Here is a 15012-nt window from a genome sequence, read left to right as displayed (position 1 = left end):
TCCCTTAGCGGCTGAGTGCGGCGGCGAGATCCGCTCCCACGAATTCGGCCGCCTGATTGGCGGCGCGATTTTCCGCATCGAGAATTGCTCGCTGCTTGGCAAATTCCTGGCTGGGGAAGTCAACCAGAGATGTTGCAGAGCGGCTACCGGCCTTGATGATCTGACTGTCCTTCGTCGTCCGCAACGTATAGCTGACCGTCACGGTCGCGCGCCCCGCGCGAGACGTATCCGAGGACTGAACAAGCAAAGTATCGGCAACGTATGACGAAACTTGCATATCAACCATGTAATTCGGCTTATCGACTTCTCCGGCACCGCGGGAAGCCAGGAAGATCAGACGATTGCGAACTACCTGTCCGACACGTGTACTTGCTTCGGAAAAGCCGACGGAGCCGAGCTTTTCGGTAACGCCGGTGCTTTCGGAATAGAGCGGCCGAACCTGGCAGGCGGAAAGAAACGCCGTGGACACAAGGATCGTGACGATGCCGGCGCGGCGCGCAAGCTTGCGGGCGAAATCAGACGACAATGTTTACAATCCTCTGTGGAACCACGATGATTTTCTTGGGTGCCTGGCCGTTCAAGGCGCTCTTCACCGCGTCCAATTCCAGCACGGCTTCGGTGACGGCATTCTGATCTGCGTCGCGCGAAATTGTCAATTCGGCGCGCTTCTTGCCGTTGATTTGTACGGGCAGGATCACGTCGTTCTCCACGACCAGCGATCGGTCATAGTCCGGCCAGGCCGTATGGGCGATCAGCTCCTTGTTGCCAAGGGTCATCCAGCATTCCTCAGCCAGATGCGGCGTCATGGGCGCAACGAGCTGGATGAGGATCTCGGCGGCATTTCGGATGGCAGCCCGATAGGCTGCATCGCCTTCACCGGCTGCGACCTTCGTCAGCGGGCCTGCCAGTGCGTTGACGAGTTCGTAGATGCGGGCGACTGCTTTGTTGAACCAAAGCCTGTCATAGTCGTTCTGGACCGCCTTCAGCGTCTTGTGGGCGAGCTGAGAGATTGCGAGGGCTTCGCCGTCTTTCGCGGTCTTCGGTTCTACAGTGGAGAGCACTTCAGCCGCTTCCGAAATCAGACGCCACAGCCGCTGTGTGAAGCGGTGAGCACCTTCAACGCCAGCTTCCGACCAGATCACGTCGCGCTCGGGCGGAGAGTCTGACAGAACGAAGAAGCGGGCAGTATCGGCGCCGTAGGAGGCAATGATATCGTCGGGGTCCACGACGTTCTTTTTCGACTTCGACATCTTTTCGATCGAGCCGATGGTGATTTCTTCGCCGCCTTCCAGCAGATAGGCGTTGCGCTTCCCGTCAATCTCCTCGATACGGATATCGGCGGGGGAAATCCATTCGCGATGCATGCCGGCGCCGCGGCTATAGGTTTCGTGGACCACCATCCCCTGGGTGAAGAGACCCTTGAAAGGCTCCTTGACGTCCACATGGCCTGTCTCGCGCATCGCGCGGGTGAAAAAACGCGAATAGAGCAGGTGCAGGATCGCGTGCTCGATACCGCCGATATACTGGTCCACCGGCAGCCAGCGATTGGCCGCAGCCGGGTCGGTCGGCTGCTTCTCCCAGGGTGCCGTGAAGCGGGTGAAGTACCAGCTGGAATCGACGAATGTGTCCATCGTGTCCGTCTCACGACGCGCATCCTTGCCGCATTGCGGGCAGGCGACGTGCCGCCAGGTCGGGTGACGATCCAGCGGATTACCGGGTTGATCGAAAGTCACATCCTGCGGCAGCTTTACCGGCAGGTCCTTTTTCGGAACCGGTATGACGCCGCAGTCATCGCAATGGATGACCGGAATGGGGCAGCCCCAGTAACGCTGGCGGGAGATACCCCAGTCGCGCAGGCGGAAATTGACCTTGCGTTCGCCCTGCGGCGCATTGCCGAGCAGAGTGGACGACAGCTTGTCGGCAACGATCTGGAAAGCTTCGTCTGCCGTCTTGCCATCAAGGAAGCGCGAGTTGATCATCACGCCCTCGCCGTCATAGGCGACATCGCCGATGGTGAAGCTTGCGGCATCGCCGTCCTCAGGCATGACGACCGGCACGACGGGCAGACCATATTTGCGGGCGAAATCCAGGTCTCGCTGGTCGCCGGAGGGGCAGCCGAAGATGGCGCCCGTGCCGTAGTCCAGCAAGACGAAATTGGCGACGTAGACCGGCAGCTCCCAGGAAGGATCGAGCGGGTGCTTCACACGGATCCCGGTATCCATGCCCTTTTTGTCAGCCGTCTCGAGTGCGGCAAGAGAGGTACCGGCACGGCGGCATTCCTCGCAGAAGGCCTCGATGTCAGCATTCCTTCCCGCGGCCTCCTTGGCGAGCGGATGATCAGCCGCGATCGCCAGGAAGGAGGCGCCGAACAGCGTATCCGGACGGGTCGTGTAGACCACCACTTCGGTTTCGCCGGCAGGTGCGGTTTCCGGGACAATCTCCCAGCGGATCGTGAGACCTTCAGAGCGGCCGATCCAGTTCTTCTGCATCAGCCGCACTTTTTCCGGCCACTGGTCGAGCGTATCGAGCGCGTCCAGCAGGTCCTGGCTGAAATCGGTGATCTTAAAGAACCACTGCGTCAGTTCGCGCTGTTCGACCAGCGCGCCGGACCGCCAGCCGCGGCCGTCGATGACCTGTTCGTTGGCGAGAACGGTGTTGTCGACAGGATCCCAGTTCACCTTGGACTGCTTGCGGTACACGAGGCCCTTTTCCAGGAAGTCCAGGAAGAGATGCTGCTGCTGCTGGTAATATTCGACATCGCAGGTCGCGAATTCGCGGGACCAGTCCAGCGACAGGCCCATCGCCTTCAGCTGTGCCTTCATCGAGCCGATGTTCTGATAAGTCCAGGATGCGGGGTGTACGCCGCGCTCCATCGCAGCATTTTCCGCTGGCATGCCAAAGGCGTCCCAACCCATTGGATGAAGGACGTTATAGCCGCGAGCACGCTTGTAGCGTGCCACGACATCGCCCATGGCGTAGTTGCGGACATGACCCATGTGGATACGGCCCGACGGATAGGGGAACATCTCTAGGACGTAATATTTCTCGCGCGGATCGGAGTTATCGGTCTCGAAGACCTTTTCCTCATTCCATTTCTGCTGCCAGCGGGGCTCGGCGTCGCGCGGATTGTAACGTTCGGTAGCCATGTATCAGAATTTCCGGAAAATCAGGGGAGGTTGGTCGAGACCTTCACCATGAAACCAACCAAGCGTCAAGTTTTGCGGGCGCTTCACGCGTTCGATCTTGGCTATGAGGCGATTTCACGGAGAGAAGCCTTGGCAAGCCCACGGCAGCCCAGTAGTGCATTGCCGATGAATTTATGCCTGTTATCGGGACGAAACGATGGAACTTCAAGAGCGGTTGAAAGATGTATGGTCCAGGATTGCTGCAGCGGGGCGGGATGCGGGTCGTCCGGAACGTTCCGTGCAGCTGGTGGCGGTCTCCAAGACCTTTGAGGCCGATACCATTCGCCTGGCGATCGAAGCCGGTCAGCGCGTCTTCGGTGAAAACCGCGTTCAGGAAAGCCAGGGAAAATGGCCGGAACTGAAGGCGGAAACGCTCGGCATCGAGCTGCACCTCATTGGTCCGCTGCAATCCAATAAGGCTGCCGAAGCGGTTGCGCTCTTCGACGTGATCGAGACCATTGATCGTGAGAAGATCGCGCGCGCCATTGCCGAGGAAATGAAGCGGCAGGGCAAGACGCTGCGTCTCTATGTGCAGGTCAATACCGGCCTGGAGACACAAAAGGCCGGCATTGCACCTGACGATACGGCAGCTTTCGTGAATTTCTGTCGCGATGAGCTCGGCCTTGCCATTGAAGGGTTGATGTGTATTCCGCCGGCGGATGAAAATCCCGGTCCGCATTTCGCCCTGCTCGCCAAGCTCGCAGAAAAGTGCGGCGTCAAAAAACTCTCCATGGGCATGTCCGGTGACTACGAGATTGCCATTGCGTTCGGCGCCACCAGCGTGCGCGTTGGCTCGGCGATTTTCGGCACGCGTTAACAAATGGCGGAAAACGACCTCTTCGAATCAGAGGATTGCTCATGATTCGAAGAGGTATCCGGTGGCCGTTGTTTGGAAAGCGATAATATTCATTAACACGAAAAAAAGTTTAAGACGGCGGTTTTTCCGGTTAATGCTCGGCCACACATCGTTCGCGGCATTCCCCTAAGATACTTAAATTATTGAATAATTTTTGCCGATTTCTCGCGTTTTTGCAAAGCCGGTTGACTGCCGCCGCAAGCCCTAACGAGAGCTTAAATTAAATTTTCAGCAAAGCTAATTGAGGAATTATTAACTATGTTGGGCGCAACCATTCGTTAACGGCAATGACCCAGTTCTCTTGGGTTTTGCATGAAGCGTCGCCGTTACCGGACTCGTCCGGATGACCCCTTTCACTTTGATTGCGGAAAACGGAACATGACAAGCATCCTCACCAACAACGCTGCTATGGCAGCGCTGCAGACCCTGCGCGGCGTAAATGACAGCCTCAAGGATACCCAGGGCCGCGTCTCCTCGGGCTATCGTATCGACAAAGCTGCCGACAACGCTGCTTATTGGTCGATCGCAACGACCATGCGTTCGGACAACAAGGCCCTCTCGGCTGTCTCCGACGCTCTCGGCCTCGGCGCTGCAAAGGTCGATACGGCCTACACTGCCATGGACAACGCCATCGACGTCGTCAGCGAAATCAAGTCCAAGATCGTCGCCGCAACTGAAAAGGGTGTCGACAAGACCAAGGTCCAGGAAGAAATCGACCAGCTGCAGGAACAGCTGGTAAGCATCGCTCAGTCGGCGTCCTTCTCCGGTGAAAACTGGGTTGCCGGCGCCTCGGGCACGAAGAGCGTCGTCTCCTCCTTCGTCCGTGACGGTTCCAATGCCGTTTCGGTCAAGATGACGGACTATGTTCTCAATGCCGGCACGCTCGGCAACGTGCTGTTCGGCATGAACAGCAACGGCACCATCCAGACGACGAGCGGCATCATCGGCACCGCATTCAACGGCACTTATGGCAACGTCACCATCGTCATGCCGTCGATCTATGCACTCGACATCACCACCTTCACTCAGGGCCAGCTCGATGGAGCGCTTTCCGGCGTCGAACTCGTGCTCCAGGCCATGACGAATGCAGGCTCGCAGCTCGGCTCGATTTCGACCAGAATTCAGTTGCAGGAAACCTTCGTCAGCGCTCTGGGTGACTCGATCGACTCCGGTGTCGGCCGCCTCGTCGACGCCGACATGGAAGAAGAGTCCTCCAAGCTCTCTGCCCTGCAGACGCAGCAGCAGCTCGCGATCCAGTCTCTCTCGATCGCCAATTCCTCGGCGCAGAACATTCTCTCGCTCTTCCGCAGCTAGTAGCGCGCAGGAGAACGGCAACAAAAAACCCCGCCATTGGCGGGGTTTATTCATTTCAGGATATGACGATCTCAGAAGTGATCGTCTTCATCCTCGTCCTTGGGGGTCGAGCGCAGCGAGCTCAGCTTGCGGAAGACGGCATCGGCGTCGATTTCCTTTTCTTCCTCACGCTCGTAGCTCGGCGTCAGACGCTCGGTCTCCTGAGCGGACTGCAGCGTTGCTCCGAGTTCGGCAGCGGTTGGCAGCGGACGACCCTTGGATGCCTTTTCCACTTCCATGTCGAGATCGATCTGGCTGCAAAGGCCGAGTGTGACGGGGTCCATCGGTGCCAGGTTTGCCGAATTCCAGTGGGTGCGCTCGCGGATCTGCTCGATCGTCGACTTGGTCGTGCCGACGAGACGCGAGATCTGGGCATCCTTCAGTTCCGGATGGTTACGAACCAGCCAGAGAATGGCGTTCGGGCGGTCCTGACGCTTGGAAACCGGCGTATAGCGCGGGCCACGGCGCTTGGATTCCGGCACGCGGACCTTCGGCTCGGAAAGCTTCAGCTTGTAGTTCGGGTTGCCCTCCGCGCGGGCGATTTCATCACGGGAAAGCTGGCCGGTGGCGATCGGGTCCAGGCCTTTGATGCCCTGCGCGGCTTCACCATCGGCAATCGCCTTGACTTCGAGCGGATGCAGTTTGCAAAACTGAGCGATCTGGTCGAAAGACAGGGCTGTATTGTCGACGAGCCAGATGGCAGTCGCCTTTGGCATGAGCAGCTGTTGAGCCATGGATATAGTCCTTCTATCGTCCGCGCCGGTCGCGGTCCGTGGATTGTCACCACAATGTCCGGGAAATATGGCGCTATATAACCGCACTGTCGCAGAATTGCAATTCTTCAGAAATGAAATGACCTTTGTCTAATTGCCGTCATCAGACTACCTGATATGAATTGCGCAATTCGAGTCCCGGTCGCTGCGTCGAAACCATCGGCCGTTGCATAGCCTTGTGAGGAGGAGTTCCCATGTCGGAGAAGATCTATCCGGTTTCCAAACCGGTGAAGACCCGCGCGCTGATCGATCAGGCCAAGTACGAGCAATGGTACGAGGAAAGCATTGAAAACCCCGACAAGTTCTGGGGTAAACACGGCAAGCGCATCGACTGGTTCAAGCCCTATACCAAGGTCAAGAACACGTCCTTTACCGGCAAGGTCTCGATCAAGTGGTTCGAGGATGGCCAGACCAATGTTTCCTATAATTGCATAGATCGTCACCTGAAGACGAACGGCAACCAGACCGCCATCATCTTCGAAGGCGACAACCCCTATATCGATAAAAAGATCACCTATAACGAGCTCTACGAGCATGTCTGCCGCATGGCGAACGTGCTGAAGAAGCATGGCGTCAAGAAGGGTGACCGCGTCACCATCTACATGCCGATGATCCCGGAAGCGGCCTATGCGATGCTCGCCTGCGCCCGCATCGGCGCGGTGCATTCCGTCGTCTTCGGTGGCTTCTCGCCGGAGGCGCTGGCCGGCCGTATCGTCGACTGCGAATCCACCTTCGTCATCACCTGCGACGAGGGTATCCGCGGCGGCAAGCCGGTTCCGCTAAAGGACAATACAGATACCGCCATCCATATCGCGGCTCGCCAGCATGTCACGGTCAACAAGGTGCTCGTCGTGCGCCGCACCGGCGGCAAGACCGGCTGGGCGCCGGGTCGCGACCTCTGGCACCATCAGGAAATCGCCACGGTGAAGCCGGAGTGCCCGCCAGTGAAGATGAGGGCGGAAGACCCGCTTTTCATCCTCTACACTTCGGGCTCTACAGGCAAACCGAAGGGCGTGCTGCATACGACGGGCGGTTATCTCGTCTATGCGGCGATGACACATGAATATGTCTTCGATTACCACCCCGGCGATATCTACTGGTGCACGGCCGATGTCGGCTGGGTTACCGGTCACTCCTATATCGTCTACGGGCCGCTCGCGAACTGTGCGACGACACTGATGTTCGAAGGCGTGCCGAATTTTCCGGACCAAGGCCGTTTCTGGGAAATCATCGACAAGCACAAGGTCAATATCTTCTACACGGCGCCAACGGCGATCCGCTCGCTCATGGGCGCTGGCGACCATTTCGTTACCCGCTCTTCCCGCGAGAGCCTGCGCCTGCTCGGCACGGTCGGCGAACCGATCAATCCGGAAGCCTGGGAATGGTATTACAATGTCGTCGGCGACAAGCGTTGCCCCGTGATCGATACCTGGTGGCAGACGGAAACTGGCGGCCATATGATTACGCCGCTGCCGGGCGCCACCGCCCTCAAGCCTGGTTCGGCCACCAAGCCCTTCTTCGGCGTCAAGCCGCAGCTCGTCGATAATGAAGGCAACGTGCTGGACGGTGCCGCCGACGGCAATCTCTGCATCACCGATAGCTGGCCGGGTCAGATGCGTACGGTCTATGGTGACCACGAGCGCTTCATCCAGACCTACTTCTCCACCTATAAGGGCAAGTATTTCACCGGTGACGGCTGCCGCCGCGACGAAGACGGTTATTACTGGATCACCGGCCGCGTCGATGATGTTCTGAACGTCTCCGGCCATCGTCTCGGTACGGCGGAAGTCGAATCCGCCCTCGTCTCGCACAATCTCGTCTCGGAAGCTGCTGTCGTTGGTTATCCGCACCCGATCAAAGGCCAGGGCATTTATTGCTACGTCACGCTGATGGCGGGCAATGAGGGCACAGACGAGTTGCGCCAGCAGCTTGTCAAACATGTGCGTGGGGAAATCGGCCCGATTGCAGCACCCGACAAAATCCAGTTCGCGCCCGGCCTGCCGAAGACCCGGTCCGGCAAGATCATGCGCCGCATCCTGCGCAAGATTGCCGAGGACGATTTCGGTTCGCTTGGCGATACCTCGACGCTGGCAGATCCGGCGGTTGTCGAAGATCTGATCGCTAACCGGCAGAACAAGGCTACGGCTTGAGTCAAAGGGCCGCTCCACCGTCAGGAGCGGCCCTATTCTTCCGCGCAGAAAACCTGTGGTTTGCGACCGCCATCATAGGCGCGGACCAGTCCTTCCGAAAGAAGATCCTGTGCGGGATTGCGCCCATCCGCGAAGGTGACATTGGCGAGAATTCGTCCGAAATATTTGTCGCCGGCGATCTCCCTCAGCTGGATAATGGAGACGCCTGATATCATTTGTTCAAGCGCATCTCGTGCCTCAAGACCAGCCTTCCGGATTTCAGCGCATTTCGAATGGATTTCGGGCGCATCTATGCCGCGAATGCGGACATAGACTTCCATGGTCTGCTGCGGCCAGGGTGTTGCGGCAACCAGCAGCGTATCGCCGTCAATGATCCGGATAATCTTCGCCGATACAGGACCTTCGATTTCGTCCCGTGCCGCAAGGGCTGGCACAGACGAAAGAGACAACAGAAGAATCAAAAGCGGCTTAAGCATAACAGGAATAAATTCCGATTATGTCCTGAAGTCAATGGGAATATTTACCTAGAAATCGATCGCACGGCCGTTGATTTCATAGTCGCCGAAGCGGGAGGGCTCAGCTCCGCCCCGTCCGCCGATCTCCGGTGGCAGATCGGCAAGCCTAGCGTTTTTGCGGCGCTCCTCGGCTTCGGCCAACGCACGCTTTGCGGCAGGGGAAAGCATCTTGCGCGGCGGCTCGGAGCCCTCTGGCACCGGGGTTTCCACATTATCGTTATCGGCCGTCTGCATGCTGACTCCCGCCTGAAAATATTGAAAATGGCTGGCGAATAACCAAATCATAGTGCGTTGGCGCCAGGATTTAAAGCATCGCGCTGCAATCAAGGAGATGGAGACCTCTGATGAACCTCGTGCGTACTGCCATGTTGCTTGCCTTCATGACGGCGCTTTTCATGTTTGTCGGCTTTTTGATCGGCGGCAGAGGCGGCATGATGATCGCCTTTCTCATCGCTGCCGGCATGAATTTCTTCTCCTACTGGAATGCCGACCGGATGGTATTATCGGCCTATCGGGCGCAGGAGGTCGATGAGCGCAACGCCCCGGAATTTTACCGTATCGTGCGCGATCTCGCCCATAATGCGGGCCTGCCGATGCCGAAGGTCTATCTCTACGACAGCCCTCAGCCGAATGCCTTTGCGACCGGGCGCAATCCGGAGAACGCTGCCGTCGCGGCCTCGACCGGCCTGCTTGCCGCCCTCTCGCCAGAAGAAGTTGCGGGCGTGATGGCGCATGAGCTTGCCCACGTCCAGAACCGCGATACGCTGACCATGACGATCACCGCCACGCTTGCCGGTGCGATCTCGATGCTCGGCAATTTCGCCTTCTTCTTTGGCGGCAACCGCGAGAACAACAACAATCCCCTGGGCTTCGTCGGCGTGCTCGTCGCGATGATCGTTGCACCGCTTGCCGCCATGCTGGTGCAAATGGCAATCAGCCGCACGCGCGAATATTCGGCCGACAGGCGGGGTGCTGAAATCTGCGGCAACCCGCTGTGGTTGGCCTCCGCGCTCGGCAAGATTGCCCGCGGTGCGGCGCAAGTGCCGAACTACGACGCTGAACGCAACCCGGCCACTGCGCATATGTTCATCATCAATCCGCTCTCCGGCGAGCGCATGGACAACCTGTTTTCGACCCATCCGAACACCGAAAATCGTATTGCGGCCCTACAGGAAATGGCACGGGGAGGTTTCGACGTCTCGACGCGGCCGGTTCGTGCTGCTAATCCGACACGCAAATCGCGCTCGGTTCCGAATACGGGTTCCGGCGGCGGTGGCTCGCAACCGCCAAAGGGTCCGTGGTCTTGAATTCAGACGGCAAGAAGAAGCCAGTTCACAAACATAAACCTTCCCCAGAACGCTCAGCGCAGGCGCCGATAAAACCCGGCCTGCCGGCGCGTGCTGCAGCCGCAAAAATCCTTGCCGCCGTCGTCGACAAAAAACTGCCGCTCGATGGCGCGCTGGATCACGAGCATGGAAATCCGGCCTACAAGGCGCTCGGGGAAAGCGATCGTGCTCTGGTGCGCGCCATCCTCAACACCACCCTTAGGCATCTGCCTCGCATCGATGCCGCCATTGCCTCGCTGCTCGAAACGCCGTTGCCGGAAGGTGCCCGAGCTTTGCATCATGTGCTTGCCGTTGGAGCTGCGCAGATTCTCTATCTCGACGTTCCCGATCACTCCGCCGTCGACCTTTCGGTCGAACAGGCCAATCAGGATCCTCGCAATCGGCGTTTCGCCAAGCTCGTCAATGCGATCCTGCGCCGTCTTAGCCGTGAGAAGGAGCATATCCTTGCCGAGATCGCTGACATTCCGCCAATGCCGGCGTGGTTCATCGCGCGGCTTGCGAAAGCCTACGGGAAAGAGCGGGCACTTGCCATTTCGGAATCCCAGCTTGAGCCGGCGGCGATCGATCTTACCGTTAAATCCGATGCCGCAGGCTGGGCGGAGCGCCTGAACGGCACGGTGCTACCCACTGGCGGCGTGCGACTTTCCGCTTTTGAAGGCGGTATTCCCTTGCTTGCCGGCTTTGACGAGGGTGAATGGTGGGTTCAGGATGCGGCTGCGAGCATTCCCGCGAAGCTCTTCGGTGATCTCACCGGCAAGCGTGTTGCCGATCTCTGCGCTGCGCCGGGCGGCAAGACCGCACAGCTCATCCTTGCCGGTGGCAAGGTGACGGCGATCGACCAGTCCGAAAATCGGCTGAAGCGCTTACGCTCCAATCTGGAGCGGCTGGGCCTCGAAGCCGATACGATCGCGGTGGATCTTACGAAATTCGAACCGTCGGAGCGTTTCGACGCGATTCTTCTCGACGCGCCCTGCTCTTCGACAGGTACGACGCGCCGGCATCCCGACGTGCTCTGGACGAAAGGCGCCGAGGATATCACCAAGCTCGCAGCACTGCAGGAGCGTCTTCTGCGCCATGCTATTACCCTGCTGAACCCTGGCGGCGTGCTCGTCTTTTCCAACTGCTCGCTCGATCCGCAGGAAGGCGAGGAGGTCGTGGCGCGCGTTCTCGAAGATGTGAAGGTCGTTGAACGGGTGCCGATCGACACCGAAAAATGGCCCGGTATGAGCCAGGCGATTACACCACTGGGCGAGTTCCGCACACTTCCTACAATGCTGGATATGCCTGATGGTTTTGCATCGGGCCTCGATGGCTTCTACGCTGCGGTGCTCAGACGCGTCTAAGTTCTATTATATTCCAACTTCATCACAAAATAATACATCGTGGCTAATGAAATCGGTTTTGATTCATCTATTCTTAACCACGAGGGGCAATAGACAATTGATATGCAGTCCGGTCGGCGTCTTGCGAGCATGTATGTTCGGGAAGCTTGGCGGCGCGGTACGCGCCGTGCCGCACTTCTGCGCTTGCGTTTCTTCCGCCATGCCATACCGGTGCCGGAACGCCTGATCGTCGCGCCGACGGATCTGAGAGGCGTCGATTCACACGTTGCCGAAGAAATCATGGACGGCCGGTTTCCGCTTGCCGGGCGTATGTTGGAAACCGGCGGCAAATCCCCCTTCACGTTGACGCTTCCGTCACGCGCTTTTGCGGTCAGGCTTCATAGCTTCGGCTGGCTGCGGCATATGCGGGCCAATAAGAGCGAGCGCGGTTCGGCCGTTGCCCGTGTGATCGTCGATAGTTGGCTCTCTATTCACGGGGGTCGTATTGAAGGGATCGCCTGGGAGACCGACGTCGTCTCGCAGCGTGTCATTGCCTGGCTGGCGCATTCTCCGGTCGTCCTGCAGAATGCCGATCGCGGTTTTTATCGCCGCTTCATGAAGTCGCTCGCCTTTCATATCGGTTATTTGCGCCGCATGGCGCCCTATTCGACTGGTGAAGTCCGCTTCCGCTTGCGCATCGCGCTCGCGACGGCCTCTGTCGCTATGCCAGTGCGTGCCTCGACAGTGCGGCGGGCGGCCCAGGCGCTCGACCGCGAATTCGACAGCCAGATTCTGCCTGACGGAGGCCATATCTCCCGCAATCCACGCGTCGGGCTTGAGCTGCTGCTCGATCTGCTGCCGCTGCGGCAGACCTATGTCAATCTCGGCCACGATCTGCCACAGAAGCTGATCTCCGGTATTGACCGCATGTACCCTGCCCTGCGCTTCTTCCGCCATCAGGATGGAGATCTGGCGCTCTTCAACGGTGCGACATCCACGCTGGCAGACGAGCTGATGTCCGTGCTGCGCTACGACGAGACTGCAGGCCAGCCGTTCAAAGCGCTACCGCATTCCCGCTATCAGCGACTTGCCGCCGGCAAGACGGTGATCATTGCCGATACCGGACCACCCTCGCCCGCCTGCTTCAGAACAGCCCATGCAGGCAGTCTCTCCTTCGAAATGTCCTCAGGCCGCTACCGCTTCATCGTCAACTCGGGATCGCCGAAATTCGCAGGCCAACGCTATGTCCAGATGGCCCGCACCACGGCTGCCCATTCCACCGTGGTCCTGAACGATACGTCCTCTAGTCGGTTCTCTCCCTCGGCTTTTCTGGCCCATATGATGACGGAGCCGGTAGAAACGGTTGCCGCCGAGCGCGTGGAGACCGAGGATGGCCGTGAAGGCATCAAGGCGAGGCATGACGGCTATCTCGATGCTTTTGGCGTCATCCATGAGCGGGAGCTGACGCTGAACGCCGCTGGCTCCATTGTGACCGGCATGGACCGTTTTGTGACGGACGACCGGTATCACAGTGAAGGTCCGCTGCGGGCGGTTGCCCGCTTCCACATCCATCCCGCCATCGTGCCTAGGCAGAACGATACGGAATCCGTGCTGCTGACGGCGCCGGATGGCGAAAGCTGGTTGTTTTCCTCTCCCGGCAATGAAGTGCTGATCTCGGAAGATATTTTCTTTGCTGACAGCGCCGGTATCAGCAGCTCGGACCAGATCGAGATCGATTTCGATTTGGCGGAGAAACCTGAAATTCGCTGGTTTTTATCGCGCAAGGGCTAGCAGCTGTTTGCGCCGGCTCCAAGCTGTGGTAACGCGGCCCCATCAAGCGTCCCTTGCCCGGATGTCTCCCGAAGCCCGAACGGAGAAGGTTCATGGCCGTCATTTCCAAGAAAATCCCCGCCCCCGACAAGGTCGAAGTCAAGACCGCGCTGCTCTCTGTCTTCGACAAGACCGGTATCATCGAACTTGCCCGTGCGCTTTCGGCGCGTGGCGTGCGCCTGCTGTCGACCGGCGGCACTTACAAGGCGATCGCGGCCGAAGGACTTGCGGTGACCGACGTTTCCGAAGTGACGCAGTTTCCGGAAATCATGGATGGCCGCGTGAAGACCCTGCATCCCAAGGTGCATGGCGGCCTGCTGGCGATCCGTGACGATGTCGAGCATCAGGAAGCCATGAAGGCCCATGGGATCGACGGCATCGACCTGCTGGTCGTCAATCTCTATCCCTTTGAGGATGTTCGTGCGGCCGGCGGTGACTATCCGACGACGGTCGAGAATATCGATATCGGTGGCCCGGCAATGATCCGTGCTTCCGCTAAGAACCATGCCTATGTCACCGTCATCACCGACCCGGCCGACTATGCCGAGCTGGCCGAGCAACTGTCGGCCGATGCCGGCAAGACAGCCTATGCCTTCCGCCAGCGCATGGCGGCCAAAGCCTATGCCCGTACTGCCGCCTATGACGCTGCCATCTCCAACTGGTTTGCTGAAGCGCTTTCGATCGATACGCCGCGTCATCGCACCATTGGCGGCGTGCTGAAGGAAGAGATGCGCTACGGTGAAAACCCGCACCAGAAGGCCGCCTTCTACGTGACGGGCGAAAAGCGCCCGGGCGTTTCGACAGCCGTCCTCCTGCAGGGTAAGCAACTTTCCTACAACAATATCAACGATACCGATGCAGCCTACGAACTCGTGGCCGAGTTCCTGCCGGAGAAGTCGCCGGCCTGCGCCATCATCAAGCACGCCAATCCCTGCGGTGTCGCAACCGGTTCAACACTTCTCGAGGCCTATAAGCGGGCGCTTGCCTGCGATTCCGTCTCGGCTTTCGGCGGTATCATCGCATTGAACCAGACGCTCGATGCGGCGACGGCCGAAGAAATCATCCAGCTCTTCACCGAGGTCATCATTGCGCCTGACGTCACCGAAGAAGCCAAGGCAATCGTGGCACGCAAGCCGAACCTGCGCCTGCTTTCAGCCGGCGGCCTGCCGGACGCGCGTGCGGCCGGCATCACTGCCAAGACCGTTTCCGGCGGCCTGCTCGTCCAGAGCCGCGACAACGGCATGGTCGAGGATCTGGAACTGAAGGTGGTCACTAAACGCGCGCCCACGGCTCAGGAACTCGAAGACATGAAGTTCGCCTTCAAGGTCGGCAAGCATGTGAAGTCGAATGCCGTGGTCTATGCCAAGGACGGCCAGACCGCAGGTATAGGCGCCGGCCAGATGAGCCGTGTCGATTCCGCCCGCATCGCTGCGCTCAAAGCTGAGGAAGCGGCCAAGGCGCTTGGTCTCGCCGTTCCGATGACACATGGTTCGGCAGTCGCCTCCGAGGCCTTCCTGCCCTTCGCCGATGGCTTACTGTCGATGATTGCTGCTGGCGCCACCGCCGTGATCCAGCCGGGCGGTTCTATGCGCGATCAGGAAGTCATCGATGCGGCAAACGAGCACAATGTCGCGATGGTCTTTACCGGCATGCGCCATTTCCGCCATTAAGCGGAGCAACGG

At 59.0% G+C, this 15012-nt stretch carries 12 protein-coding genes; 7 read left to right on the top strand and 5 right to left on the bottom strand.

What is annotated here, in order from left to right:
• Positions 1-4: 4 nt before the first annotated feature.
• Entirely contained in the window at positions 5-526 is a 522-nt protein-coding gene (gene lptE / locus AB4Z13_RS09645) for an LPS assembly lipoprotein LptE (RefSeq protein WP_113322184.1), read from the bottom strand.
• On the bottom strand, positions 516-3146 hold the full coding sequence (gene leuS / locus AB4Z13_RS09640) for a leucine--tRNA ligase (protein WP_439016911.1): 2631 nt from the start codon (positions 3144-3146) through the stop codon (positions 516-518). Before leuS ends, lptE begins: the two co-directional genes overlap by 11 nt.
• Before the next feature lie 196 nt (positions 3147-3342).
• Here leuS and AB4Z13_RS09635 point away from each other — a divergent pair, with 196 nt between their 5' ends.
• Positions 3343-4002, top strand: a complete 660-nt coding sequence (locus AB4Z13_RS09635; RefSeq protein ID WP_439016910.1) for a YggS family pyridoxal phosphate-dependent enzyme — start codon at positions 3343-3345, stop codon at positions 4000-4002.
• A 417-nt stretch (positions 4003-4419) separates the two neighbouring features.
• On the top strand, positions 4420-5355 hold the full coding sequence (locus tag AB4Z13_RS09630; protein WP_439016909.1) for a flagellin N-terminal helical domain-containing protein: 936 nt from the start codon (positions 4420-4422) through the stop codon (positions 5353-5355).
• Between the two features lie 71 nt (positions 5356-5426).
• On the opposite strand, the gene AB4Z13_RS09625 is transcribed toward AB4Z13_RS09630, so the two are convergent.
• Positions 5427-6128, bottom strand: a complete 702-nt coding sequence (locus tag AB4Z13_RS09625) for a DUF1013 domain-containing protein (RefSeq protein WP_037102176.1) — start codon at positions 6126-6128, stop codon at positions 5427-5429.
• Positions 6129-6361: 233 nt separating this feature from the next.
• On the opposite strand from AB4Z13_RS09625, the gene acs reads away from it, so the two are divergent.
• On the top strand, positions 6362-8317 hold the full coding sequence (acs, locus tag AB4Z13_RS09620) for an acetate--CoA ligase (protein ID WP_439016908.1): 1956 nt from the start codon (positions 6362-6364) through the stop codon (positions 8315-8317).
• Between the two features lie 32 nt (positions 8318-8349).
• On the opposite strand, the gene AB4Z13_RS09615 is transcribed toward acs, so the two are convergent.
• Positions 8350-8766, bottom strand: a complete 417-nt coding sequence (locus AB4Z13_RS09615; protein ID WP_439016907.1) for a thermonuclease family protein — start codon at positions 8764-8766, stop codon at positions 8350-8352.
• A gap of 75 nt (positions 8767-8841) precedes the next feature.
• On the bottom strand, positions 8842-9066 hold the full coding sequence (locus tag AB4Z13_RS09610) for a DUF1674 domain-containing protein (RefSeq protein WP_310389758.1): 225 nt from the start codon (positions 9064-9066) through the stop codon (positions 8842-8844).
• A gap of 110 nt (positions 9067-9176) precedes the next feature.
• Between AB4Z13_RS09610 and htpX the strand changes: the two genes are divergently transcribed.
• The 4 genes from htpX (at position 9177) to purH (ending at position 15000) form a co-directional block, all read left to right on the top strand.
• Positions 9177-10139, top strand: coding sequence for a zinc metalloprotease HtpX (gene htpX / locus AB4Z13_RS09605; protein ID WP_439016906.1), 963 nt, complete (start codon positions 9177-9179; stop codon positions 10137-10139).
• The gene (locus AB4Z13_RS09600; protein ID WP_439016905.1) at positions 10130-11521 is read left to right on the top strand and encodes an RsmB/NOP family class I SAM-dependent RNA methyltransferase; all 1392 of its coding nucleotides are present in this window, start codon (positions 10130-10132) and stop codon (positions 11519-11521) included. The genes htpX and AB4Z13_RS09600 overlap by 10 nt, the downstream gene beginning before the upstream one ends.
• Positions 11522-11623: 102 nt before the next feature.
• Positions 11624-13291: a heparinase II/III family protein gene (locus AB4Z13_RS09595; protein ID WP_310389752.1), complete on the top strand. Its 1668-nt coding sequence runs from the start codon at positions 11624-11626 to the stop codon at positions 13289-13291.
• A 92-nt stretch (positions 13292-13383) separates the two neighbouring features.
• A complete protein-coding gene (gene purH, locus AB4Z13_RS09590) occupies positions 13384-15000 on the top strand; it encodes a bifunctional phosphoribosylaminoimidazolecarboxamide formyltransferase/IMP cyclohydrolase (protein ID WP_310389750.1) in 1617 nt (538 codons plus the stop codon).
• The last annotated feature ends 12 nt before the right edge of the window (positions 15001-15012 follow it).

The organism is Rhizobium sp. YAF28, from assembly GCF_052113285.1.
GTDB lineage: Bacteria > Pseudomonadota > Alphaproteobacteria > Rhizobiales > Rhizobiaceae > Rhizobium.
The sequence above is the reverse complement of the archived record's forward strand: the minus strand, read 5'-3'. Positions and strand labels throughout refer to the sequence as shown.

Bases quoted from the DNA above. Each gene is read 5' to 3' on its own strand.
- purH (WP_310389750.1), top strand. From the start codon at position 13,384: ATGGCCGTCATTTCCAAGAAAATCCCCGCCCCCGACAAGGTCGAAGTC.
- AB4Z13_RS09595 (WP_310389752.1), top strand. From the start codon at position 11,624: ATGCAGTCCGGTCGGCGTCTTGCGAGCATGTATGTTCGGGAAGCTTGG.
- acs (WP_439016908.1), top strand. From the start codon at position 6,362: ATGTCGGAGAAGATCTATCCGGTTTCCAAACCGGTGAAGACCCGCGCG.
- AB4Z13_RS09610 (WP_310389758.1), bottom strand. From the start codon at position 9,066: ATGCAGACGGCCGATAACGATAATGTGGAAACCCCGGTGCCAGAGGGC.
- AB4Z13_RS09625 (WP_037102176.1), bottom strand. From the start codon at position 6,128: ATGGCTCAACAGCTGCTCATGCCAAAGGCGACTGCCATCTGGCTCGTC.
- AB4Z13_RS09635 (WP_439016910.1), top strand. From the start codon at position 3,343: ATGGAACTTCAAGAGCGGTTGAAAGATGTATGGTCCAGGATTGCTGCA.
- htpX (WP_439016906.1), top strand. From the start codon at position 9,177: ATGAACCTCGTGCGTACTGCCATGTTGCTTGCCTTCATGACGGCGCTT.
- AB4Z13_RS09630 (WP_439016909.1), top strand. From the start codon at position 4,420: ATGACAAGCATCCTCACCAACAACGCTGCTATGGCAGCGCTGCAGACC.
- leuS (WP_439016911.1), bottom strand. From the start codon at position 3,146: ATGGCTACCGAACGTTACAATCCGCGCGACGCCGAGCCCCGCTGGCAG.